Origin of the sequence: Bartonella sp. CE47NXGY (assembly GCF_042195415.1) — a bacterium.
In the GTDB taxonomy this organism is placed as follows: Bacteria; Pseudomonadota; Alphaproteobacteria; order Rhizobiales; family Rhizobiaceae; genus Bartonella.
The window spans coordinates 1-24,714 of sequence record NZ_JBHIOI010000011.1 but is presented as its reverse complement, the minus strand read 5'-3'; the positions used below and the strand labels follow the sequence as shown (position 1 = coordinate 24,714).

27 protein-coding genes and 1 pseudogene are annotated in these 24,714 nt (G+C 37.4%); 20 read left to right on the top strand and 8 right to left on the bottom strand.

What is annotated here, in order from left to right:
- Positions 1 to 171: 171 nt before the first annotated feature.
- From ACFIL3_RS05120 to ACFIL3_RS05090, 7 genes and pseudogenes are all read right to left on the bottom strand, one after another.
- Positions 172 to 2,160: a MacB family efflux pump subunit gene (locus ACFIL3_RS05120; protein WP_375638251.1), complete on the bottom strand. Its 1,989-nt coding sequence runs from the start codon at positions 2,158 to 2,160 to the stop codon at positions 172 to 174.
- 3 nt (positions 2,161 to 2,163) lie between these two features.
- Positions 2,164 to 3,390, bottom strand: coding sequence for an efflux RND transporter periplasmic adaptor subunit (locus ACFIL3_RS05115; RefSeq protein ID WP_375638250.1), 1,227 nt, complete (start codon positions 3,388 to 3,390; stop codon positions 2,164 to 2,166).
- Complete coding sequence (locus tag ACFIL3_RS05110) at positions 3,387 to 4,868, bottom strand: efflux transporter outer membrane subunit (RefSeq protein ID WP_375681894.1); 1,482 nt, start codon at positions 4,866 to 4,868, stop codon at positions 3,387 to 3,389. Before ACFIL3_RS05110 ends, ACFIL3_RS05115 begins: the two co-directional genes overlap by 4 nt.
- Before the next feature lie 61 nt (positions 4,869 to 4,929).
- Entirely contained in the window at positions 4,930 to 5,745 is an 816-nt protein-coding gene (locus ACFIL3_RS05105; RefSeq protein ID WP_375681893.1) for an exodeoxyribonuclease III, read from the bottom strand.
- Between the two features lie 33 nt (positions 5,746 to 5,778).
- On the bottom strand, positions 5,779 to 6,387 hold the full coding sequence (locus ACFIL3_RS05100) for an outer membrane lipoprotein carrier protein LolA (protein WP_375649754.1): 609 nt from the start codon (positions 6,385 to 6,387) through the stop codon (positions 5,779 to 5,781).
- A 121-nt stretch (positions 6,388 to 6,508) separates the two neighbouring features.
- Positions 6,509 to 6,769, bottom strand: a pseudogene (locus ACFIL3_RS05095) (DNA translocase FtsK); the annotation flags it as partial.
- A 721-nt stretch (positions 6,770 to 7,490) separates the two neighbouring features.
- Positions 7,491 to 9,932 (bottom strand): DNA translocase FtsK 4TM domain-containing protein, encoded by a 2,442-nt coding sequence (locus ACFIL3_RS05090; protein ID WP_375649746.1) that lies wholly within the window; start codon positions 9,930 to 9,932, stop codon positions 7,491 to 7,493.
- 733 nt (positions 9,933 to 10,665) lie between these two features.
- On the opposite strand from ACFIL3_RS05090, the gene ACFIL3_RS05085 reads away from it, so the two are divergent.
- Positions 10,666 to 11,943, top strand: coding sequence for a ubiquinone biosynthesis hydroxylase (locus ACFIL3_RS05085; protein WP_375681261.1), 1,278 nt, complete (start codon positions 10,666 to 10,668; stop codon positions 11,941 to 11,943).
- 1,573 nt (positions 11,944 to 13,516) lie between these two features.
- Here ACFIL3_RS05085 and ACFIL3_RS05080 read toward each other — a convergent pair.
- Entirely contained in the window at positions 13,517 to 13,804 is a 288-nt protein-coding gene (locus ACFIL3_RS05080) for an H-NS family nucleoid-associated regulatory protein (RefSeq protein ID WP_015857007.1), read from the bottom strand.
- 128 nt (positions 13,805 to 13,932) lie between these two features.
- Here ACFIL3_RS05080 and ACFIL3_RS05075 point away from each other — a divergent pair, with 128 nt between their 5' ends.
- The 19 genes from ACFIL3_RS05075 (at position 13,933) to ACFIL3_RS04985 (ending at position 24,480) form a co-directional block, all read left to right on the top strand.
- Positions 13,933 to 14,547, top strand: a complete 615-nt coding sequence (locus ACFIL3_RS05075; RefSeq protein WP_375638245.1) for a hypothetical protein — start codon at positions 13,933 to 13,935, stop codon at positions 14,545 to 14,547.
- Positions 14,547 to 15,176: a TrwN protein gene (locus tag ACFIL3_RS05070; protein WP_375613159.1), complete on the top strand. Its 630-nt coding sequence runs from the start codon at positions 14,547 to 14,549 to the stop codon at positions 15,174 to 15,176. Before ACFIL3_RS05075 ends, ACFIL3_RS05070 begins: the two co-directional genes overlap by 1 nt.
- Positions 15,177 to 15,293: 117 nt before the next feature.
- Positions 15,294 to 15,593 (top strand): KorA family transcriptional regulator, encoded by a 300-nt coding sequence (korA, locus tag ACFIL3_RS05065; protein WP_375613158.1) that lies wholly within the window; start codon positions 15,294 to 15,296, stop codon positions 15,591 to 15,593.
- Complete coding sequence (trwL, locus tag ACFIL3_RS05060; protein WP_375613157.1) at positions 15,556 to 15,873, top strand: VirB2 family type IV secretion system major pilin TrwL; 318 nt, start codon at positions 15,556 to 15,558, stop codon at positions 15,871 to 15,873. Before korA ends, trwL (ACFIL3_RS05060) begins: the two co-directional genes overlap by 38 nt.
- A 137-nt stretch (positions 15,874 to 16,010) precedes the next feature.
- Positions 16,011 to 16,328, top strand: a complete 318-nt coding sequence (gene trwL / locus ACFIL3_RS05055) for a VirB2 family type IV secretion system major pilin TrwL (RefSeq protein WP_375613156.1) — start codon at positions 16,011 to 16,013, stop codon at positions 16,326 to 16,328.
- Positions 16,329 to 16,473: 145 nt separating this feature from the next.
- A complete protein-coding gene (trwL, locus tag ACFIL3_RS05050) occupies positions 16,474 to 16,788 on the top strand; it encodes a VirB2 family type IV secretion system major pilin TrwL (RefSeq protein ID WP_375613155.1) in 315 nt (104 codons plus the stop codon).
- Between the two features lie 109 nt (positions 16,789 to 16,897).
- Positions 16,898 to 17,215: a VirB2 family type IV secretion system major pilin TrwL gene (gene trwL, locus ACFIL3_RS05045; RefSeq protein ID WP_375628732.1), complete on the top strand. Its 318-nt coding sequence runs from the start codon at positions 16,898 to 16,900 to the stop codon at positions 17,213 to 17,215.
- 66 nt (positions 17,216 to 17,281) lie between these two features.
- Complete coding sequence (trwL, locus tag ACFIL3_RS05040) at positions 17,282 to 17,593, top strand: VirB2 family type IV secretion system major pilin TrwL (protein ID WP_375612573.1); 312 nt, start codon at positions 17,282 to 17,284, stop codon at positions 17,591 to 17,593.
- 128 nt (positions 17,594 to 17,721) lie between these two features.
- Positions 17,722 to 18,039, top strand: a complete 318-nt coding sequence (trwL, locus tag ACFIL3_RS05035; RefSeq protein ID WP_375613861.1) for a VirB2 family type IV secretion system major pilin TrwL — start codon at positions 17,722 to 17,724, stop codon at positions 18,037 to 18,039.
- A gap of 56 nt (positions 18,040 to 18,095) precedes the next feature.
- Positions 18,096 to 18,413, top strand: coding sequence for a VirB2 family type IV secretion system major pilin TrwL (gene trwL / locus ACFIL3_RS05030; RefSeq protein ID WP_375613862.1), 318 nt, complete (start codon positions 18,096 to 18,098; stop codon positions 18,411 to 18,413).
- Positions 18,414 to 18,469: 56 nt separating this feature from the next.
- Entirely contained in the window at positions 18,470 to 18,793 is a 324-nt protein-coding gene (gene trwL / locus ACFIL3_RS05025) for a VirB2 family type IV secretion system major pilin TrwL (protein WP_375628738.1), read from the top strand.
- Between the two features lie 56 nt (positions 18,794 to 18,849).
- Positions 18,850 to 19,173 (top strand): VirB2 family type IV secretion system major pilin TrwL, encoded by a 324-nt coding sequence (gene trwL / locus ACFIL3_RS05020; RefSeq protein ID WP_375613863.1) that lies wholly within the window; start codon positions 18,850 to 18,852, stop codon positions 19,171 to 19,173.
- A 127-nt stretch (positions 19,174 to 19,300) separates the two neighbouring features.
- The gene (trwL, locus tag ACFIL3_RS05015; RefSeq protein ID WP_375613864.1) at positions 19,301 to 19,612 is read left to right on the top strand and encodes a VirB2 family type IV secretion system major pilin TrwL; all 312 of its coding nucleotides are present in this window, start codon (positions 19,301 to 19,303) and stop codon (positions 19,610 to 19,612) included.
- A gap of 114 nt (positions 19,613 to 19,726) precedes the next feature.
- The gene (trwL, locus tag ACFIL3_RS05010; RefSeq protein WP_375613865.1) at positions 19,727 to 20,041 is read left to right on the top strand and encodes a VirB2 family type IV secretion system major pilin TrwL; all 315 of its coding nucleotides are present in this window, start codon (positions 19,727 to 19,729) and stop codon (positions 20,039 to 20,041) included.
- Positions 20,042 to 20,168: 127 nt separating this feature from the next.
- The gene (gene trwL, locus ACFIL3_RS05005) at positions 20,169 to 20,489 is read left to right on the top strand and encodes a VirB2 family type IV secretion system major pilin TrwL (protein WP_375676964.1); all 321 of its coding nucleotides are present in this window, start codon (positions 20,169 to 20,171) and stop codon (positions 20,487 to 20,489) included.
- Positions 20,490 to 20,612: 123 nt separating this feature from the next.
- Positions 20,613 to 20,921, top strand: a complete 309-nt coding sequence (locus tag ACFIL3_RS05000) for a conjugal transfer protein (RefSeq protein WP_375621046.1) — start codon at positions 20,613 to 20,615, stop codon at positions 20,919 to 20,921.
- Between the two features lie 12 nt (positions 20,922 to 20,933).
- On the top strand, positions 20,934 to 21,242 hold the full coding sequence (locus tag ACFIL3_RS04995) for a type IV secretion system protein VirB3 (RefSeq protein ID WP_375613868.1): 309 nt from the start codon (positions 20,934 to 20,936) through the stop codon (positions 21,240 to 21,242).
- Between the two features lie 2 nt (positions 21,243 to 21,244).
- On the top strand, positions 21,245 to 23,716 hold the full coding sequence (locus tag ACFIL3_RS04990) for a VirB4 family type IV secretion/conjugal transfer ATPase (RefSeq protein ID WP_375613869.1): 2,472 nt from the start codon (positions 21,245 to 21,247) through the stop codon (positions 23,714 to 23,716).
- Positions 23,713 to 24,480: a type IV secretion system protein gene (locus tag ACFIL3_RS04985; protein WP_375613870.1), complete on the top strand. Its 768-nt coding sequence runs from the start codon at positions 23,713 to 23,715 to the stop codon at positions 24,478 to 24,480. The genes ACFIL3_RS04990 and ACFIL3_RS04985 overlap by 4 nt, the downstream gene beginning before the upstream one ends.
- Positions 24,481 to 24,714 lie beyond the last annotated feature (234 nt).

The window sequence follows — 24,714 nt, the reverse complement described above, 5'->3', positions numbered from 1 at the left end:
GGGGTGCCTTATAAAACGTTCACCTCTAGTGGTACGCTCCACTTAATGAACAAAGCGTTTTCTAAAATAGAGCAGCAAATAATGCTAAACTTTTTCCATTCATGTTTCGCTTCATAAATGCTTCATCCAAGTGGAAAGCATCACGAACAAACATGCCCCAATTGATAAAGCTTAATCGCGTGAAAGGGCGACAACAGGGTCAAGCCGTGAAGCTTGCCGCGCTGGAGAAAAGCCAAAACATATTCCTATGAGGGTTGAAAAAGTAAGAGACATAATGATCGATTCAATAGTATAAACCAAATGAATAGGTGCCTTAAACAGAAGAAACAAGCCACCTATAGAAAGTCCAAGCAAGATTCCCAAACCACCACCAATCACACAAACCAAAATCGCTTCAATGAGAAATTGCTGTAAAATATCACTTTGCCGTGCACCAACTGCCATACGCACGCCGATTTCATTGATCCGCTCAGAAACAGTGACCAACATAATATTCATCACCCCTATACCCCCCACAACCAGGGAAATAGCTGCAATTGAAGAAATTAAAAGTGTTAAAATATTTGTACTCTCCATAACACGTTCACGGAAAAATTCAGAATTTCTAATGAAAAAATCCTCCCCGCCATGCCGCATAATGAGAAAACGTTTTATCATGGTCTCCGCTAAATATGAATCAATATCATCAGCAATCCTAACAATAATTGCACGAACTTCTGTTGTACCAAGAAAACGCGTCTGCACTGTTGTATAGGGTAAATAAAGCTGTAAAGTATTTGATGTATCTCCACTTGCATTATTTTGCGAATCAACAACACCAATAATACGCGCAGGAACATTACCCACATTCACCACCTTTCCAAGGGGGCTTTCATGGCTATGGGGGAAAAGAACAGACAATGCTTCTTTCTCGATCACGAGATCAACCGCCCGATCATGGACACTTTTTTGATCAAAAAACTGTCCTTTGAAAACTTTGAGCCCCTGTGTCTGAAAAAATTGTTCTCCCACCCCCGCAATAATGGCATTGACTTCAACTGCACCAAAACGCACTTTCGAGCTTGCTGAAATCTGTGGTGTCACACCAGAAACATAAGGTAATCCAGACAAGGCTTCTGCATCAGCTTCAACCAAACTGGTTATTTTTTCTGCTTGTGGATCAGAAAAACTTTTACCAGGAAAAATGGTTAATGTATTAGTACCCAAACTTTTAAAATTTTCCAGAATTTTCTCTCGTGTACCATTCCCTAAAGCCACCATAGCAATAATCGCCCCAATACCGATAATCACCCCAAGCATTGTTAGAAAAGTCCGCATGCGATGTGCATTCATTGCCAACAGAGCCATCACAAACGCCTCACGGAATCGCTCAACAAAAGAACGAAAAAAGCCCAGTTTTTGTTGGCCTTTTAGATTTTGTTGTTCCTGAAGAGATTTTCCACCAACTTTTGTTTTTGCAACCCTTGACTGCTTATCAGCAATAATTTCCCCATCACTGATTTCGATAATACGCTCTGCTCTTTCAGCCACCTGCATATCATGGGTTACAATGATAATGGTACGCCCCTCTTGATGAAGTTCATCCAAAATATGCAATACTTCTTGCCCACTCTTTTTGTCCAATGCACCAGTTGGTTCATCTGCAAGAATGACCTCCGCATTATTCATGAGCGCCCGAGCAATAGAAACACGTTGTTGCTGACCACCAGAAAGCTGATTTGGACGATGATTTATCCGATCACCCATGCCCAAACGCGTTAAAAGATCCTGTGCCCGCTGTTTCCTTGCTTCCACGGCACATCCCGCATAAATAGCCGGAATTTCAACATTACCAAGAGCTGTCAATTCATTCAACAAATGGTAACGCTGAAAAATAAAACCAAAATGATTACGTCGCAAAGCCGACAATTCATCCGCAGAAAGGGAAGCTGTTTCTTTACCAGAGATCCAATAACGACCAGAAGTTGGACGATCAAGACAGCCTAAAATATTCATCAAGGTCGATTTACCTGAACCGGAAGCACCTACAATTGCCACCATTTCACCACGTTTAATGGTAAGATTGATGTTTTTCAAAACGGTAACAAACGCTTCGCCCGCAGGAAATTTGCGCACAATATTTTCCAAGACGAAGACAGCATCTGCTTGATTTGTGCTCATGCTTTAACTCTCGTCTTCGCTGTGCATGTGAGAAGACTCTGGCATCACTCCATCAGACGAACTAGTGACGACGACATCACCCTCGTTAAGTCCTGAAACAATCTCTGCCATAACCTTATTATTCAACCCAACGCTCACCTGTTTAGTAACCACCTTATTTTCCCCCACCAAAACAGAAACCCATGCTTTACGCTCTCTTGTCTCATCGCGTAAAGCATCACTTGGAACCAACAAGACATTCTGCGCGCGCCCTAAGATAATATGAACTTGAGCAGTCATATAGGTTCGCAAAAAATTGTCCGCATTATCAACATGTAGAATTCCATTGTAATAGATAGCCGATGATATTAAAGCACTAGAACCACTCACCATACCAGGATTAATACTCACATCAGCACGAATTGCTTCAGGAGCCGGCTCTACTTTTTCTAAAACGCCTTCATAACGACGCTGTGAATTACCTAGAACTGTAAAATAAAGTGGTTGTCCAGCTCGGACTTTAAGAACATCTGCTTCTGAGATTTGCGCCTTGATCGTCATCTTTGATAAATCACCCAAAATAACAATCGTTGGCGCCGACTGAACCGCATTCACATTCTGCCCTTCTTCCACAACTGTTGCCAAAACCGTTCCCGCTGAAGGGGCAGTGATGCGTGTATAACCTAAATTAACCTCTGCACTCTCCACATCAATTTGTGCTTGCACAATCTGCTGACGAAGTTGTTCAATTTGCGCCTCGCGTATTTTTACCTGTGTCGTAGCCTCATCGAGGTTCGCACGTGAAACCGCACGTGTTTCAATCATTTTTTTCTGACGCTCTAAATTTTTCTGTGCAAGAGAAAGATAGGCTTCTTGTTCTATCAAACTCGCATAATAATGCGATAATGCTGCTTTTTTTCTTTTTAAATCATTTTCCTGATCTGTAGGATCAATTTCTGCCAAGAGATCGCCTTCTTTCACAACACTCCCAGGGGAAACATGCATTGACACCACACGCCCTGTTGCTCGCGCACCAACAGCCACCAACCGGTAAGGACGTACAAGACCAGAAGCTAAAACACTTTCCTCAATATCCCCACGTTTCACCACCGCTGTTATATAAGTTGGAGTAGATGTTCCAAAAAAAACAGAACGTAACCATAACAACAAGAGAATGAGAAATATAGCAGTTAAAAAGAAGGAAAGTTTTTTGTGTTTTGTAATGAAATTTTTGAGTAAGTTTTTTTTCATTTCCCTACCTTTGCACGCGAACGAGGTGCATTATCAACGACTTCTGGACGCGATACATCAACAACGCCATCCCAGCCCCCCCCCAATGCTTTCATCAACGTGATATATTGCGTAACCAAAGAAACACGGCTATCTTTAAGCGCCATTTGTGCAGAATAATAAGAGCGATCAGCATTTAACAATTCAAGAAAACTAGTATTTCCATTCTCAAAAAGGTTCCGTGAAAGTTTTAAGGAATGAAGAGAAGCTTTATTCGCAACGATTAGCTTTTCTAAGCGTTGATGTTCCTTCGTTAATCTTACAAGCGCATTTTCTACATCTTCTAAAGCTTCCAACACAGCAGCTCGATAAGTAATAAAAGCTTGATCACGCTGCGCGCGCGCTACCGCAATAGAAGCCTCGACCTGACCTCCATTAAAAAGAGGAAAACGAAGACCAGATCCAAAAGACCAGCCAATCGTTGAATTTTTCCATAATTGATCAATTGCCGTTGCTGCTGTCGAAATATTACCTGTTAAAGTAAGTGATGGATAACGATCTGCTTCACGTTGACCAATCCGTGCTGTCGCTTGCGCATATTGACGCTCTGCCCGTCGCAAATCTGGACGTGTTAACAAAATATCGGCTGGAATTCCTGCTGGTATCGGCCAGCGTGGTTGTGGAATCTTTGCATGCTTAGCATTTTTTTGTAAAAGATCCTTCAATGCCGTAGGCACACGACCAGTTAAGACAGAAAGGCGATGAACGCTCATTGCTAAATTCGCTTCCATCTGTGATATATCTGCTTCTGTATTTGCCATTTGTGCTTGCGCATTTGAAACATCAAGCTCAGAAACATCACCAGCTGTTAATCTAGCGCGCATCAGTTCATAAGTTTTACGTTGTGATACAGCAATTTGCCGCACAATAAACAACTTTTGTTGCCAGCCACGCATTTGCACATAATTTGTTGCCACATCTCCTAGTAATGTCACCATGGTAGCGCGCATATCTTCCACAGCCGCATCAAGGCCATAACGCGCTGCTTCAACCGCACGTTTATGCCCACCAAAAAAATCAAGCTCCCAGCTTGCATCAAAACCACTACTATACTGGTTGAACAATGCATCAGACTGTCCAGAACGACTACGGGTTCCTGAAATTGAATTGGACACATTTGGCAAAAGAGTTCCCACAACCTGTCCTAAACCCGCACGCGCCTCACGTACCCGAGCTTTGGCAACAGCAACATTATTATTTCCAGAAATCGCGTAATCCATTAACGCATCTAGAACAGGATCATTCAAATGCCGCCACCATCCGGCAAGCGCAACGGGCTGCCGTGCAGTCTGTGCAGATTTTTCTCCCCAAACTGCTGGAACACGAAAAGATGTTTTCTGGTAATTAGGACCAACCATACATCCTGACAAAAGCAAACACAACAAGACACTAAAAAATAATCCACGAGAAGCGCCCCATTTGAGATTTCTGATATACATCCAGTCTCCCGCATTCTTTCAGAATCATTATTTAATATTAATACTTTATTTACCTCTTATTTCAAACTTGACGTGAAAAATCAAATACAGTTTGCACAGGAATATGATCTGAAGGACGTTCCCATCCGCGCGCATCACGAAAAATCGAAAGATCTACAACAAAAGGGGCTAAATCTTGAGAAGACCAAACATGGTCAAGCCGCCGCCCATAATCAGTAAATGCCCAATCGCGAGCACGATAACTCCACCATGTGTAAAGCTTGGTAGGAACAGGAATATGCAACCGCATCAGATCAACCCATCCACCTTGACAACACAAATCCTGTAAACGCTCGGTTTCAATGGGAGTATGGCTTACAACCTTCAACAATTGCTGATGAGACCAAACATCCTCTGCCAAAGGAGCAATATTTAAATCTCCCACCAAAAGAGAAGAAAGACCATCGCCTTGATCCGCACGAATGGAGGACATTTCTTCTAAAAAATCAAGCTTATGACGAAACTTTTCATTCACATCAGCATCAGGGATATCTCCCCCAGCAGGAACATAAAAATTATGAATCCGCAAGCTTCTCCCATGGGCTTCCACAATAACTGAGATATAACGGCAATCTTGGTTTTGGCAAAAAAAACGCTTTTCTACCTTTTTAAAAGGCAAACGAGAAACAATAGCCACCCCGTTATAAGATTTTTGTCCACTCAATGCGATATGCTTATAACCCGCTGCTTCAAAAGCCTCCACTGGAAATAAAGCATCTGGACATTTTGTTTCCTGTAGACACAAAACATCTGCGGCAAAGAGTTCCAAATACTGAAAAACCTGTGCAAGACGCAAACGAATAGAATTAATATTCCAAGTCGCAATACGAAAGAACATTTGTTTTAATCCCAATGACGTAACACTCTTTCTTCATTTCTTCGAAGGAAGTGTGAACATCCCATTAGCGAACCGGACGTCTGTCCGCACATTCATAATCTGCACAGTAGTTTCCAAATTTTGTTGGTCAACAATTGTCCACTGTCGCAAAGCAGAGCCTTTAGAATCAAAAACCATCCTTATTTGCCCTGCCCCAATCGTCTGATCACGCAGAACAATCGTCACGGCCCCTGGATCTTCGCGAAATGCGAACAAGCGCCCAGAAGATACATCAATTTTATCATCCAACAGAAATTTCATTGGCGTTTGCGAAAGTTGTGAAAAGTTCCAAGTATTCAAAGCCCGATTGTTAATGCCCACAAATTGACCATCTGCAATAATCTGTAAAGGCATTTTTTTGTAAATGAAACGAATTTTCCCTGGACGCTCTAGATAAAACGTTCCTTGAGACATCTTTCCCTTTGGACTAAATTGAATAAAATCACCTGTCATTGTTTTGATTGCCGCAAAATGGTTCACAACATTCTGCGCCTTTGCCACTTTATTAGAGGCTTGCGAAAAAGCAGGAACAGTTAAACACCAAAAGATAATAATTCCCACCAACCCAAAGACTCTTCTTTGCAGTAAAAAAGACGTTTTCATAAAAAATGCTCCCAAGCAATACTTAATTGACTTTATAATTCATAACTTAAGTGATCAACGACGAATAAATACCCTTCTTTATAAGATAAAGATATTGTTTGAAAAAAATATCAAAAGATTTTTAAAAGTATTCTTCTTCGACAGTCTCCAAAACTTTTCGCTTACCCATATCATTAGCTGGACTAATGATGCCTTCTTCTTCCATCCTTTCAATCAATGTGGCGGCACGATTATAACCAATGCCTAAACAACATTGAATATAAGAAGTTGAAGCCTTACGATCACGAAGCATAATAGCAACAGCTTGACAATAGGAATCATCTGCTAAAGAAAAAACTAAAGAAACATCCTTTTTTATTTCTTGCGGTATCGTTTCCAAATAACCAGTCTGCGTTTAAGTTTCCGAAATCATCAAATTTTCCTGCTTTTCTGCTGATTTTCTAAACGCATAATATATTCTTTCCCACCCCTAATCTATGAAGCAACATAAATTATAGTCAATACATAATGGATTAAGGACTAAACATATTACTCGCGAACCTGAAAGCTCTTTTAAGTGTCAAAAATGCTTTTTTGACTTCCTTCCCACCCAAAAGAATAAAAATCTTCATCCGAACCACTCTGTAAACAGTTTGGAGTTTAGCAAATTTCACTTAGCTTCCCACCCCATATAATTCATTTATATTAAGACTCGACAGATCAGCCTTGCCCTAAATATTTAGAACGCACTTAAAAAGACACTAAAATATCAAGTCTTACATGCTTTTACACCCCTATACTCGCAATAACATTATTTTATACCAAGATATTGATTTATAATAATTTATCTTTTTAACTTAAATCATAACGCCAAAGACAATAAGATTCTCTCATCACATACTCTCTCATATTGAATCAATTCAAATCATTTGCTTGCACGTTACAAACAAGGTTGGTGTATGGATAAAAGTTATATAAGATAAAGAATCCCCTTATAAGGAGTCTCAAGTACCAAAGAGCTATCGCAAATTGAGAGCTGGTATATGAAAATGCAGACTTTCTACGATACAATAGGATAAACACTTGTTTTACAAGGTATTATAAAAAACAACTATAAAGATTTTTCAAAAGCGCTCTTCTTCAGCAGGCACTAAAATTTCTCGTTTCCCTGCGTGATTTGCTGGACTAATAATACCTTCTTCTTCCATCCTCTCAATCAATGTCGCAGCGCGGTTATAACCAATGCCTAAACGGCGTTGAATATAAGAGGTCGAAGCCTTACGATCACGAAGCACAATAGCAACAGCTTGACTATAGGGATCATCTTCTGAAGGAGAAGACAAAGAAACATCAGCACCATCCTCTTCAACTTCTTGCGTAATTGTTTCTAAATAATCCGGTCGTGCTTGCGCTTTGAGATGCGCAACAACCTGCTCCACTTCATCATCCGCAACAAAAGGCCCATGCACACGCTGAATACGTCCTCCTCCCATCATAAAGAGCATATCTCCTTGTCCCAATAATTGCTCGGCCCCCTGTTCGCCTAAAATTGTTCGGCTATCAATTTTTGAACTCACAGAAAAAGAAATACGTGTAGGAAAATTGGCTTTAATCGTCCCAGTAATAACATCGACGGAAGGACGCTGTGTCGCCATAATTACATGGATACCGGCAGCACGTGCCATTTGTGCTAAACGTTGAACCGCTCCTTCAATATCTTTACCAGCAACCATCATCAAATCAGCCATTTCATCAATAATGACAACAATATAGGGCATAGGACTAAAATCAAGTGTTTCCGTTTCATAAAGAGGCTCACCAGTCTCACGATCAAATCCAACTTGAATTGTCCGAACCATTGTCTCTCCCTGACTTGCAGCTTCCCTAAGACGTGCATTAAACCCATCAATATTACGAACGCCTAGTTTTGACATTTTACTATAGCGTTCTTCCATTTCACGAACAGCCCACTTTAAAGCAATCACGGCTTTTTTAGGATCCGTCACCACGGGTGTTAATAAATGGGGAATGCCATCATAAACCGAAAGCTCAAGCATTTTCGGGTCCACCATAATGAGACGACATTGTTCAGGTGTCATACGATAAAGCAATGATAAAATCATTGTATTGATAGCAACAGACTTTCCCGATCCTGTTGTACCAGCAACCAAAAGATGGGGCATTTTTGCTAAATCTGCAACAACAGCTTCCCCCCCGATTGTCTTACCCAAAGCAAGTCCTAGCTTTGCTTTGCTGTCAATAAATTCTTGCGCCTGCAACATTTCTCGTAAATAAACCATCTCACGCTTTGCATTGGGCAATTCTATTCCAATAACATTACGTCCTGGAACCACCGCAACACGCGCCGAAATCGCACGCATCGAGCGTGCAATATCATCTGCCAAACCAATGATACGGGAAGACTTAATGCCTGCAGCCGGTTCAAATTCATACAAAGTTACCACCGGTCCAGGACAAGCATCTATAATTTTGCCTTTGACCCCAAAATCTAACAAAACCCCTTCAAGCTCCTGAGAATTTGCTCTTAAAACAGCAGGAGAAAGTTTTGCATCCTTAACAGACGGTGGTGGAACCGAAAGATAATCTACAAGAGGAAGAACAAAACCACCCTTTGAAGAAGCTGTTAAAGACTTTCGATTTTTAACAGGAGAAACATAGGCTTTATTTTGATTTTCCTCACACTTTACTTTTTCACCTAAAAAAGTTGGCTCAATCCGATCAAATGGCTTTCCTTGCCCTTTACTCTGAAAACGCCTTTTGAAACAGAATAAACGAAAAAAACGCGCTTGTAAAAAATAAAAAAGATGCAAAAGAGCGCCACAAGTTGTCGCAAAAAAACCATGATTTTCACGATCCTCCTCTGCGGCATATTCCGTATCTTCTTCCAACTCAAAGACTGGATTAACGATTTCGTCTTTTGGAATGCTTTTTTCTTTTCTTTTCTTTGTTCGACGCCGCCATATCACATTACCAGCAAAAGCAGCGGTGAAAAAACCTAAAAGAATAAAAACAACACTGAAAAACACCGTGTAAGGAGGAGAAAGAAAAAGAGGAAAGACTGAAGAAGCAACACTTAAAACTTTATCTCCTAAAACCCCTCCCAATCCCATTGGCAATGGCCAATAAGTAAAAGAAGCAACAGGTGACATAAGGGCAAAAGCAATTAAAAAACAAATCGTTGATAGCACCCATAAAAAAAAGCGCAAAGTCAAATTGTAGATATTCTTTTGCGCCAACAAGAGAAAAGACCAAAATAACGGTGGCAACAAAACAGAAAGACTTGCCAAGCCAAAAAACTGCATAATAAAATCTGAAAAAATTGCCCCCATCCACCCCATAAGGTTTGTAACCTCATTTGTACTTGCATGAGTTAAAGATGGGTCCGCAACATTCCACGTCGCCAAAGCAAACACACAAAAAATAATAAAGCCCAAAAGCCCGAGCCCAATAAATACTCCTATCTGACGTAAAAACATCTCAATAAGACGCGAACCTTGAGAATTTCGCACTTCTAATGAATCATAAGGAGAAGAACTTCGGTGCATCTATCAATTCCAAATACAAAACTTTCATATTTTAAAGAGTTATAACTCCCTCTCTCTCTTAAAAAAGAATGAAGCTTAAACTCTGTGCCGATTTGTAAACAAATCGCCTGTAAACAATCCGACTTCTTATCTAGCGCGTTCTACCTTCTAATCACTTCATATCATTCATATACCCACCACCCTAAGAGACAATCGTTCATAAGGCGCACAAAAAGCCCTCCCTGAATATTTATCCACACGATCAACCAAAAAACACCTCATGTGTAAAGTGTTACATGGGTGCTATAAGCACCTTCCTAAACAAATAATATTTTTTACGCTACACCATGATAACGGCAAAATATGAATACTGTTTTAACCATCACGAATGACCACAATTTTTATCTATCATACTAACGAAATGGCCCCTTTCAGGACAAGCATACTGAAGCAACTCACACAACTAAAAAAATACACAACCATCTTTGTTTATTTTTAGTTTTCTTTTTTATCAACCAAGTGTAAAAAGAATTGAAGAAGATATTTAAAAAAGCTTATCCGATAAATCTGTAAGATGAATCACATAAATGATTAAGCAGAAAAACTCTGAAAAACCAATCTGTCATCAGATTGGCGCTAAAAAGAAACCTCGTTTTTGTAAAGCAGAGAGAAAAGTAAAGGTTAAGATATTTTAGCAATGTAAAAAGATATTCTTTTTAAAAGAAAGCAAACTATAAACAATGGAAGAAGTATTGTGTGTTCTAATCGCAATAAAAACGTACAACCCAATAAAAAAATTAAATCTCATAAAACTAAACAATGTGATCTGCTCATTGCAGGGGGGGCAGCTGTCGGTTTAACCCTAGCGATAGCACTCAAGCAAACAGCCCCTAATCTGAAAATAAAAATCGTTGATGCTGCTCCACAAGGAGATACCCCTGCTTCTAACATACGAACCATTGCCCTTGCTGCTGCTTCTATTCGTATGTTAAAACAATTACAATGTTGGGAATCTATAAAACCCTATGCGCAACCCATTCATTCAATGATCATCACAGATACAAGCACAAATGATCCTGTCAAACCCACTCTTTTAACCTTTGAAGGCGACATTAATCCCGGCGAGCCCTTTGCTGCTATGGTAGAGCATAGAGAACTCATCAACACTTTAAAAAAACGTGTCAAAGATCTCAATATCCCTGTTATTACAAACACCCGTGTCATTGATTTTCATCAAGAAGACCAACATACAACCGTCACTTTAAATAATGAAGAGGTTTGGCAAACAAAATTGCTTATTGCAGCTGATGGAGCCCATTCGAAATTACGCCAAAAAGCAGATCTTAAAAACTTTTCTCATCCCTATAAACAAACAGCAATCATCTGCACAGTTGAACATGAAAAACCCCATAATGGTCAAGCAATTCAACATTTTTTACCTGCCGGTCCTTTTGCTCTTCTCCCTCTCAAAGGCAACCGATCCGCCATTGTGTGGAATGAAGATCATAAAACTGCGCAATATTATCTCAAAGCTGATGCACTTATTTTTGAAACAGAACTCGAAAGACGCATTGGCCATCGATTAGGCAAACTCTCTTGGGATGGCGAACGTCAAGCTTTTCCTTTGAGTCTTTCTTTAACACGTCAATGCGTTAAACCACGTTTTGCTCTCGCTGGCGATGCCGCCCATACCATCCACCCCATTGCAGGACAAGGACTCAATTTAGGATTACGCGATAGCGCTGCGCTGGCTGAAGTGATTATTGAAACAGCACGACTAGGTCTTGACATTGGCTCCCTCACGGCTTTAGAGCGCTATCAAAGCTGGAGACGTTTTGAAATTGTCCGTATGGCTTTAAGCAATGATTGGCTTAATAAACTCTTTTCTAATGATAGCCTTCTTTTACGGATGCTCCGCGATACCGGCCTTGGAATCATTAATCAAGCACCAAAAATAAAAAAATACTTCATTCAAGAAGCTGCCGGACTCTCTCCAAATGCCCCACGTCTTCTACGCGGCTTCCCACTTTAAGCAAAAATTCATACTATTTTACAACCTTTCCCTTCCTCCTTCAAAGAACAAAAAATTCCTATCTCATCCAATCTGTTTACAAACCGGATTCCTGTCGAGTAATTTTTTCTTGACTTCCTCCTCCCATATTTCACTTAACATAAAACTCGACAAGCAAGCTACATTATGAGAGTATTCACTACGCACTGAAAAAAACGTTTAATATCTCAAAGAGGTTGTTGCTTTATATCACCACACCTTAAAAGAAGCCATTTCACGGCATAATAAAATAAACAAGACTTTTTAGCACACAACACTTTTATTTATAATAATAAGTTCATTGTTCTCATATTGAGTGAGAAATCTAAAGATCATAAAATACCCTTATTTCAAATCTCTCTCATGTTGAAGCAATCAAAATCATTCGCTTGCACATCACAAGCGAAAGTGTCGTATAAATAAAACAATTAAACAAAGCGACAAAAGCCTCCCTCTCTCAAGAACTAAGGACTTTAGCAATATTGGAGGCGAGTAAAGTGTATAAGGACGCCGGCTTATACTTTTTATTGAAGTAAAAATGGTGGTGTACAATGAATTTTATATGATCATAGGGGCTTTTACGTTATACTATTCATGAGAAGCGCCATAAAATAAGCTTAGTTGCATTGAAAAATTTTCTTTTAAAAAAGCGCGTAAATTGGAAACATAAATGTATTCCGTTTGGAGCATTCTGCTTCTCAGACAAACTCTTTAACTTATTGTGGAATACCACACAATTTTAGAAAAAATATTCCGATATATAACAAAGTGTTCCGCACTCTATACCATCACACACAATTGTAAACCTGCATACCCCCCTATTTCACACCATAAAAGAAGATAAACCGCAATAGAAATGATCCAATCCTTTTATTTTCAAATACACTCTTTATTCATTATTCATAAACGCTCATAAATGAATTTTAATCACAAACGCTCAGAAATATGTCATAAATTCTATAAAACCCATAACAGCCATAGAAATTTTCCATTTTTCTACACACTCACTCATCTCAACTAAACGAACGATAAATAAAGTAAATGCCTCATATATAATCTTACAGAAAAAAGACCAAACAAAATCTATAACATCAGGCTTGTTCTACAGAACAGTATTTCAAAAATATAAGTATGCTAATTTATTAACATATTAATTGATAAAATTATCATTTTACATATTGAGTTAAAATCCCTATGCAATAAATTATTCTCATTTCGACCATTTTTGTAAATAATCAATAAAACTATTTATTTACATAGACTAAAAAGAGCAACGTTAATGAAACGATAAAAAGAAGTAAAATATCCCCCCTCTCTCACATGCCAAAAGCAATTACAATATTCCAATCTGGCATCATCATTATGCTTGCCAGATTATGACAACAAGACCTTTTGCATTTAAATAAATTGTTCACGCTCCCTATCATTGTATTTGGTAACTCAATACTTTAATATATTCGTTCAGTATATTTATACAATTAAATTACCCAAAAGAGCATACTTCTTGCATTTACATTCCTTGGTATTCCCTTATCTTGTAAAGATCGCACACGTGTTACGTTACTTCGAGTTCATCAAGTGTATACCCATTCTCCAACCACTCTTTAATCCACTTAGGTCTACGTCCACGCCCATTCCATAATTCCCATTGGTTATTGGGATTTCTATAATGGCGCTCTTTGCTCACAAGATCAGCGATATCAATTCCATGGGCATTAGCAATTTCAAGAATTTTTCGTCGCGCATTTTGCTTTTCCTTTGCTTGCCGTTTTTTTAATTCCACATCGATTTGTGTACGCATCTCTTGTAGCTCATCAAAATTCATATTTTTGAGATCATTCACCTTAATTACTCCCCTTGCAAAAAAGAATCTTTTCTTGCCATATTTTAAACACAATTATAGACAATTTCTGTCTATTTATTATCGAAATTAAAATTACGATACATATATCACTTTGACGGAGATGTGCTTTGGACCACAAAGAGCTGTTTATTGGTATATCAGTTACCACCACTGCATCTTTTTTCAGTTCAATTGCTGAAACTACTAAATGCAGTGCTCAAGCGCCATCACACCTCTCTGAATCTTATGAATCAGTAGTCAAAAGTAAATATAAATCGTCACTCTATAAGTTATGGCAATATGCAACAAAGAACAAGCCCTCTCTGTATAATGATAGTGTAGTTCATTATGACAAGAAAACCTCCCCTCATACACAACGGCTTTTTACTTCGTATAAATTTTTTTTGAAAAGATTTTTGCAACTAGAGGATTATATAAAACAAGCAGCTTCAATACAGTATCAAAGATTATTATTTTTTAAAAGCAGCGCCTTTCTTCGTGATTCGAATAATATTGGTTGGCGTAATGTGCTCTATTTTATTCCACACTTTTATCTTGTTGGTTGGATATTCGCATATATTAGAAATATTCTTAGAAGAAAACAAAGCAATAATCACAAGGAATATTCTAAGCTAAACAATCTCATTCTGCAAATTTATAAAATCAAAAGACAACGAGAAAAAGCACAACACAGAATTAGCATTTGTATTAATAAAATTCTTCGTAATAAGGTGTATTGCTAATGATTGTTCCAGATTTCACATTTTTTGCTGCTGCATACATATCCAATACGCCCCCCATAGCATTTTCAGTTATCGCCAAACAAGAAGCGCGGGACAATGTCTATGTAACAGATGATAAAGATAACTTCTTCTATCAATCATCTCAGCTTAAGGAAACAATCGCAACAGCTGAACAGAGTGAACATAATTTTAACATAATTTTAGGGCAAATTGGTGTTGGAAATGTGAAATTGTTTTCTCTTTTTGATGCATTTGATTTTTGCAGAAATCTTACAGCTGCACAAAGCGCTTTAACTTACTGCTATGAACAAACAACATCAAAGTGCGTCTTTGAAAAAGCGACTTTGCAGTCTGTGCTGAATTTTTACAATACAGAAAACTCAAGCCACACCCGTATGCAAAAAGTTACTTCATATATTGGAGTAAAAGCTGCTGTACGAGGAAATGAAGACTTGCAGGAGCCTGTAAAGCTTAAAAAAGAAGAACCAGAACAGACAACTAAAGTAGATTCTCTTTCTCTCTCTTCAAAAGGAGAAGAAGATGCATTTACACATAAAGAAAGTAGCGCCAGAGATGCTTTTTCAGCTGAAGATTTTTCTTCATCGAGAAGATCACTGAGTGATGACTGATATTTTCACGAAAACCTAGAATTTTGATAGGATATTATAATGAAAGGTAGATAAGAAAATGTTAAAGCTCTAATTAGTAAGATTGAACAAAATCTCTTCTAATTGAGGGCAAAGATAATGAAAATGATAGAACAAAACAGCGTTGATATGGCATTTAGTCAAAAAGCAGCACGTGAGATTACAGTCGTGATGCTTTCAGAAAGAGAATGGTATTTCACATTTATTTCTGATGATCCAATTACCGGAAAGCCAAATAAATATACATTACTTACACAAAGAGGAAAACTAAGAACTTGGGCTGATCCAAAATATCTCTTTAAGTTTCTTCATGAAAGAGGGGTCATTTGTGGGAGTTTTAATCTTAATCAGGATAAAGAACATGAAACAATTAAATATTCTTCACACAACAGCTCGTAATAAAATTGCTGCGTTTTCTGCAGCTTTAACTGTATTTTTTATGACCAATCCTGTATCCGCCCAAACAGCGGGTTTAGCTCCTGCAAAAAAAGCTTTAGAGGGACTCCAAACAGATTTAAAAACGATTATCCCCATTGCTGCTGCCGTGATACTTTTGTGCTTAGCAATTGGTTATGCAGGGCGCTACATCGGAAAAGACACATTTGTACGGTGGGCAATCGGTGTTGTTATCGCTGGTTCAGCAGCTGAACTTGCCAATTTATTATTTAAATCCAACTGATAAATCTATTTAAACATAAAATGTTTCTTTCATGAAATAAGAAACTTAGATTTCTGTATTTTTATTTAGCACAATAAAAACTATATCGAAAAAAGAGTTTATTTATACTAACTGTAATCTAAATTGGAATAAGCAATATGAAACAATTAAAAACTCTTCAAACAATAATTTGGAATAAAACTACTAAAGCCTCTGCAGCTTTAACTGTATTTTTTATGGCCAATCCTGTGTTAGCCCAAGCAGTAGTTTTAACTCCTGCAGACAACGCTTTAAAAGCGCTCCAAAAAGACTTGAAAGATATTATCCCCATTGCTGCTGCCGTTATACTTTTGTGCTTAGCAATTGGTTATGCAGGGCGCTATATCGGAAAAGATACATTTGTACGGTGGGCAATTGGTGTCGTTATCGCTGGTTCAGCAGCTGAGCTTGCTAATTTGTTATTTAAAAACACCTGATAAATCCTATTAAACACGAAGTATTTCTTTCATGAAAAAAGAATTTTAGACTTTAATACTTTTATTCCACATCAATTCAATGAAATTATCCCTATTTCATGGAAAAACTACTTGCGCCAAATACAATTTGATAAGGTTGAACAATATGAAACAATCAAAAATTCTTCAAACAATAATTTGGAATAAAGCTACTAAAGCCTCTGCAGCTTTAACTGTATTTTTTATGAGCAATTCTGCGTATGCTCAAGCAAAATTAACAAATGCAAAAACTGCTTTAGAGGGACTCCAAACAGACTTAAAAACGATTATCCCCATTGCTGCTGCCGTGATACTTTTGTGCTTAGCAATTGGTTATGCAGGGCGCTACATCGAAAAAGATACATTCGTACGGTGGGCAATTGGTGTCGTTATCGCTGGTTCAGCAGCTGAACTTGCCGGTTTATTATTTAAAACTGCATAAATTTTCATGAAAGAAAATTTAGATTTCAGTATTTTCATTGTATTCAATAAAAAACATATTGAAGAAAAGAGATTACTCATACCAATGTGATATAAATTGAGATAAAAATATGAAACAATTAAATATCCTTCAAAGAATAATTCATAATAAAACTATTAAAAACTTTGCAGTTTCAGCTGTATTTTTTATCGCTAATCCTGTGTTAGCCCAAGCAGTAGTTTTAGAGCCTGCAAACAAAGCTTTAACTGCACTCCAAACAGACTTAAAAACGATTATCCCCATTGCTGCTGCCGTGATACTTTTGTGCTTAGCAATTGGTTATGCAGGGCGCTACATCGGAAAAGATACATTCGTACGGTGGGCAATTGGTGTCGTTATCGCGGGCTCAGCAGCTGAACTTGCAAATATGTTATTCAAAAGCGCGTAATAAAAAAGTCATGCTGTATAAAATATCTTTTTATCCTAAAGCGAAATCTAAATTGAGATAAACAATATGAAAAAATCAAAAGTTCTTCAAACAATAATTCGGAATAAAGCTACTAAAACCTCTGCAGCTTTAACTGTATTTTTTATGTCCAATCCTGTGTATGCTCAACAATTAACAACTGCAAAAGGTGCTTTAGAAAAACTCCGTGATGACTTAAAGTTGCTTATCCCTCTCGCTGCTGCTGTTATACTATTATGCTTAGCAATTGGTTATGCAGGACGCTACATCGGAAAAGACACATTCGTACGGTGGGCAATTGGTGTCGTTATCGCGGGCTCAGCAGCTGAACTTGCCGGTTTATTATTTAAACCTAACTGATAAATCTTTTGGAATAAGAAATATTTTTTGTAAAAGAAACTTTGGATTTCAATGCTTTCATTATGCATCAATGAAATTGTTTCTTATTTCGTAGAAAAAATATTTATGATAAATCAATGAAGCTAAATATGAGAAAATTAACTAATTTCCAGAAAAATAATAATGAAATTATAATAATTTCTGCAGCTTTAACTGTACTTTTTATTAGCAATCCTGCATATGCAGTGCAATTAAAAAATGCAAAACAAGCTCTAGACACTTTGCAAGATGATCTTGTTAAAAATATTATTCCTGTTGCTGCTGCTGTTATACTTTTATGCCTAGCCATTCTCTATGCTGGACGCTACATCGGAAAAGATACATTTATACGATGGGCAATCGGCGTTGTTGTCGCTGGCTCAGCAACCCAGCTTGCTCAACTGTTATTCAAAGGTGTAGTTAGTTAAAATTAAAGATGACAGCTATAATACAAAATGTTATTTAAAATCTTAATGAGAGAAATATGCGAAAATTAATTAACCTCCAGCCAAAAAGTAATAACAAAGTTGCAGCAATTTCTGCTGCTGTAACTATATTTTTTATGAGAAATCCTGCATGTGCAGCAATAGAACATGCAAACAAAGCTTTAACAGCTCTACAAACAGATCTTACTACTAATATTATTCCTGTTGCTGCTGCTGTTATACTTTTATGCCTAGCCATTCTCTATGCAGGGCGTTACATCGAAAAGGATACATTTATACGATGGGCAATCGGTGTTGTTATCGCTGGCTCAGCAACCCAGCTTGCTAAGCTTTTATTCACAGGTGCAGTTAATTAAAATTAAAGATGATAGCTATAATACAAAATGTTATCTATAATCTTAGTGAGAGAAATATGCAAAAACTAATTAGTTTCGAATCAAAGAACAATAACAAAATCATCACACTTTCTGCAGCTATAACTATATTTTTTATAACACATCCCGTATGGGCCCAAGTAAAATTAACTCCTGCAAAAACAGCTTTAGAAGAACTCCAAAAAGATCTTAATACTCATATTATTCCTGTCGCTGCTGCTGTTATACTTTTATGCTTAGCAATTGGTTATGCTGGACGCTACATCGGAAAAGATACATTTATACGATGGGCAATCGGCGTTGTCGTCGCTGGCTCAGCAACCCAGCTTGCTAAGCTTTTATTCACAGGTGCAGTTAATTAAAATTAAAGATGATAGCTATAATACAAAATGTTATCTATAATCTTAGTGAGAGAAATATGCAAAAACTAATTAGTTTCGAATCAAAGAACAATAACAAAATCATCACACTTTCTGCAGCTATAACTGTATTTTTTATAACACATCCCGTATGGGCCCAAGCAAACGGTTTAGCTCCTGCAAAAACAGCTTTAGAAGAACTCCAAAAAGATCTTAATACTAATATTATTCCTGTCGCTGCTGCTGTTATACTATTATGCTTAGCAATTGGTTACGCAGGCCGCTACATAGAAAAGGATACATTTGTACGCTGGGCGATTGGCGTTGTCGTCGCTGGCTCAGCAACCCAACTTGCGAGCCTGTTATTCAAGGGGCAAGCGTAAGTCTATATAATGCATAATATTTTTATCATAAGGTTTTATATCTAATTATTATACACATATAAAAATCTCATATGTTTTATAATAATAAATACAAAGTATTAATAAGAGCATTAATTAAGAGTAAAATATGAAAAAATTAATTGATTTCCGATTAAAAAATAACAATAGAATCACAGCAATTTCTTCGGCTATAAGTTTATTTTTTATAGTACATCCTGCGTATGCAAAACTAAAAGCTGAAGATGCTTTAAAAACTCTGCAAACAGATCTTACTACTAATATTATTCCTGTTGCTGCTGCCGTTATTCTTTTATGCTTAGCAATTGGTTATGCTGGACGTTACATCGGAAAAGATACATTTGTACGGTGGGCAATCGGTGTTATCGTCGCTGGCTCAGCAACCCAACTTGCGAGCCTGTTATTCAAGGGGCAAGTGTGAGTCTTTATAAGACATAATGTCTCTAATGTGAGAGTTTATGTTTGATAAATTTAAACATATTATGTGATATTTCGTTTATATTAAGAATATACAAAGTATTGATAAGAGTAAAATATGAAAAAATTAATTAATCTCAAATTAAAAAATAATAACAAAATTATCGTAATTTCTGCAGCTCTAAGTGCCTTTTTTATAACGAATCCCGTATATGCAAATGTAAAATTAGATCCTGCAAAAAAGGCGTTAGATGCACTCCAAAATGACTTAAAAGCGATTATCCCTCTCGCCGCTGCTGTTATACTTTTGTGTTTAGCAATTGCCTATGCAGGGCGCTACATTGGAAAAGATACGTTTGTACGGTGGGCGATTGGCGTTGTCATCGCTGGCTCAGCAACACAACTTTCTACACTGTTATTTACAGGTAAATAATAAGCTTATATAACACATAATGTTTTTAAAGTAAGAGTTTATACTTGCTATTTGTAACATATAAATATACCAATTTGTTTATTTTAAAAAGTATAAAATATTCATGAAAATTTAATGAAAGTAAAATATGCGAAAATTAATTAATGTCCAAACACAAAATAACAACAGAATCATAGTAATTTCTACAGCTATAATTGCATTTTTTATAACACAGTCTGCATATGCAAATGCAAAATTAGCTCCTGCTGAAAAAGCTCTAGATGCTCTAAAAAAAGATCTTATTGATCACATTATTCCTGTTGCTGCTGCCGTGATACTTTTGTGCTTAGCAATTGGTTACGCAGGCCGCTACATAGGAAAAGATACGTTTGTACGGTGGGCAATCGGCGTTGTCATTGCTGGCTCGGCAACCCAACTTGCTAAACTGCTATTTACAGGTCAAGCATAAATTAGTATAATACGTAATGTTTTTAATGTTCGTTGATTATAGATTTGTACCAGTAATAATATCGCTCATACTACGAAAAAAGGAAATTATTTATAGCAATTTAATTAAAAGGGGATAAAAGATATGAAACAATTAAATACGCTTCAATCAAAAATATGTAAGATTAGTGCTATTTTTATAACTTTGATTATGTTATTAATAACTCAATCTGCATATGCTCAGACGGAAACAAAGAGTTTAGATGTTTTCATAGGGATGCAATATGGATTAAGTATAATTATTCCTATCGTTGCTGCTATCGTTCTTTTATTACTTTTGCTTATTTATATATTTCGCATTATCGCAAGAGCTACATTTATGCGATGGGCATTCAGTGTCATTATTGCTGGTGCAGCTTTTTATATTAGCCACATATTATTTCACCTCCAGTGACGAGAACATTCCATGAAATCGCAAGAAAAAAAAGAATTCCCCCTATTCAAAGGAGCAACACGTGTTCCAACGATATGGGGTGTCCCCATGATGCCATTTATCGTTATGGTTATGGGGGTTGCTGTTATTGCTATGACAGTAAGTATCTTTTTGTGGATTATAGCACCTCCATTATGGTTTATTATGGTGCAAATTACTAAAAACGATGATAAGGCGTTTCGTATCTGGTGGTTATGGATCGATACTAAATTTCGCAATCGCAACAAAGGTTTTTGGGGCGCATCAAGTTATAGTCCCTCTGATTATAGTAAAAGGAGATAAACATGACAGCTGTTGAAAGCAGCAAACGCCTTGCATCAGAGACACCTGTAAGCCTGTTTCTGCCTTATTCACATCATATTACAGATACGATTATTTCTACTAAAAATGCGGAATATTTGTCAATTTGGAAAATTGATGGGCGTTCGCATCAAAGCGCTTCAGAAGAAGATATTTTTCAATGGATAAAAGAGCTTAACAATACTCTACGGGGTCTTGCATCAGCCAATTTATCATTTTGGACGCATATTGTGCGCCGCCGTGTTTATGAATATCCTGATTCAACATTTGATCAAATGTTTTGCTATCAACTTGATGAAAAATATCGACAAAGCTTTACTGGTTATAATTTGATGGTCAATGATTTATATCTGACTGTCATTTTTCAACCGATAGCGGATAAAATTATGTCGTTCTTTTCTAAACATGAACGTGAAACGCTTGATCAAAAAAAGATGCGACAAGACACATGTATCAAAGAACTCAATGACATCAATCGTACTTTAGGCCAATCTTTAAACCGTTACGGTGCAGAACTTCTTGGTGCTTATGAAAAAAATGGGCATGCTTATTCTTCTGCACTTGAATTCCTTGGAATGCTTGTCAATGGTGAATATCGCCCTATGCCAATTTGCCATGACCGTTTTGCTGACTATATGTCTGTCAATCGACCTTTTTTCTCAAAATGGGGCGCTCTTGGTGAACTGCGAACAACCAGTGGAATGCGTCGATTTGGAATGCTTGAAATTAAAGAATATGATGCAACAACCAAACCAGGACAATTAAATGTTTTGTTGGAAAGTGACTTCGAGTTCGTATTGACGCAGAGCTTTTCAGTGCTCTCCCGACATGCTGCTAAAGACTATTTACAACGGCATCAGCGTAATCTTATTGATGCACGAGATGTGGCAACGAGCCAAATTGAACAAATTGACGAAGCACTAAACCAGCTTATCAGTGGGCATTTTGTCATGGGAGAACATCACTGCACATTGACGATCTATGGTGATACAATTCAACAAGTTCGCGACCATATGGCCAAAGCAAGTGCAGCATTACTAGACGTTGCGGTACTGCCCAAACCTGTAGACTTAGCGATAGAGGCTGGCTATTGGGCACAACTTCCTGGCAATTGGAAATGGAGACCACGTCCTGCTCCGATTACATCATTGAACTTTTTGTCATTTTCATCTTTTCATAATTTTATGTCAGGAAAACCCACTGGCAACCCATGGGGACCAGCCGTCACAATTCTTAAAACAACCAGTAAAACACCGCTTTATTTCAACTTTCATGCCTCCAAACTTGAAGAGGACTCGACAGATAAACGTTTACTTGGTAATACCGCACTTATCGGACAATCTGGTTCCGGTAAAACCGTGTTACTCGGCTTTTTGTTAGCACAAGCACAAAAATTTAAGCCGACAACTGTTGTTTTTGATAAAGATCGTGGCATGGAAATTGCCATTCGGGCGATGGGTGGAAAATATTTAACATTCAAGCCAGGCAGAAAAAGTGGTTTCAATCCTTTCCAACTCCCACCCACACAAGAAAATCTTATTTTTCTGAAACAATTTGTTAAAAAATTGGCAGAAGCTGGTGGTGAAGTCACGCATCACGACGAAGAAGAAATTAACAAAGCAGTTATGTCTGTTATGAGTGCTAACATTGACCGATCACTCCGTCGTTTGTCCTTTCTAGTACAATTTTTACCAAATCCACGTTTAAGTGATTATAATGCTCACCCATCTGTTCATGCTCGCTTACTAAAATGGTGTGAAGGTGGTGATTATGGGTGGTTGTTTGATAATCCCCATGATGCTCTTGATCTCTCAACACATCAAATTTACGGCTTTGATATCACGGAATTCTTAGATAATTTTGAAACTCGCACTCCAGTGATGATGTATTTGCTTTACCGCACAGAAGGCATGATTAGCGGACAGCGGTTTATGTATATCTTTGACGAGTTTTGGAAGCCTTTGCAAGATCCGTACTTTGAAGATTTAGCCAAAAATAAACAAAAGACCATCCGTAAACAAAATGGTATTTTTGTTTATGCAACACAAGAGCCTAGCGATGCCTTGGAAAGTAATATTGCCAAAACACTCATTCAACAGTGTGCAACTTACATTTTTCTAGCCAATCCCAAAGCAAATTATGAAGATTATACAAAAGGCTTTAAACTAACAGATGCCGAATTTGAACTCGTTAAAGGACTTGGTGAGTTTAGTCGCCAATTCCTCATTAAGCAGGGTGATCAATCTGCGCTTGCAGAACTGAATCTTGGTAAATTCCATCTAACACGCGATGGAAAAACCATCGAACACGACTTTAGTGACGAGCTCTTAGTGTTATCAGGAACGCCTGATAACGCAGAGTTAGCCGAAAGCATTATCGCAGAAGTTGGTGATGATCCGGCAATATGGTTACCAATTTTCTTACAGCACGCAAAAAATGACAGGAGGGAAACATGAAAAAAAAGGTCATTTCAATAGTAGTTGTAATAACTTTAGGGGTTTCAAACCCAGCGATGGCTTGGGTTTGGGGCGCTGGGTCGGCGGATTTATCGGCATCCGTTCCAACGAAGTGGCCCAATTTTTTTGGAAGTTCATCTTCAAATACATCAAAGTCTAAAAAAACTCCACAGCAAAAGAAAGCGCCACCTGATGCCCAACTTCTCGATATGCTAAAAAAACACCTTGAGGAAGTAAAAAAGATACACGAGTCTATAACGGGAAGCCAAAAATTCGACACTAAAAAACTTAAAAATGTACAAACAGATCACAGTAGCTTTTTTCTCAAAAATCCAGAGAATCTCTACAATAGAAATAAAACTTCTGCTCTATCTACATCACTTGAAAATATTTTAAAAGAAGAAGAAATTCCTGTCACTATCCATGAATCTAGCAGTTTTATCAACAAGCGTATCCAATATGCAGCCATCACTGATAAAGCCGTAAGTTTAAAAACTTTTCAAGAAGCAAACAATCGTTTTCAGCAAATTGAAGAACTATTAAACGAGATCACGACAACAAAAGATCTAAAAAGTATTGCCGAGTTACAAGCACATATAATTGGAATGCTTGCTATGCTACAAAATGAAACAGCAAAACTACAAATGGTTACACATTTACGCAATGCTGAACATACACTTATCAAACAACAGAAAGATAAACATAACATAAAAATTTTGAATAGTAAAAACACGAACATGCCTACCATAAGATTCATTAGGTAAAGCTTTTTGTAGCAATATTTTGTATATTATTTTTCCTGTATGCTCGTAAAAAGAAAAAGTTAATGCGTAATACTCAATTCTCTCTCATAGATCGAAAAGGTCTACGAAGTTTCATTTTATCCTTAAAAAAATTCAACGAAAAATGCTCAAAAAGCATATAAAAAGTTGAAAATTCGTTAAAGAGGAATTCCATGGACTTTACAGTGTTCACGCAACTTTTCAATAAAATTGATC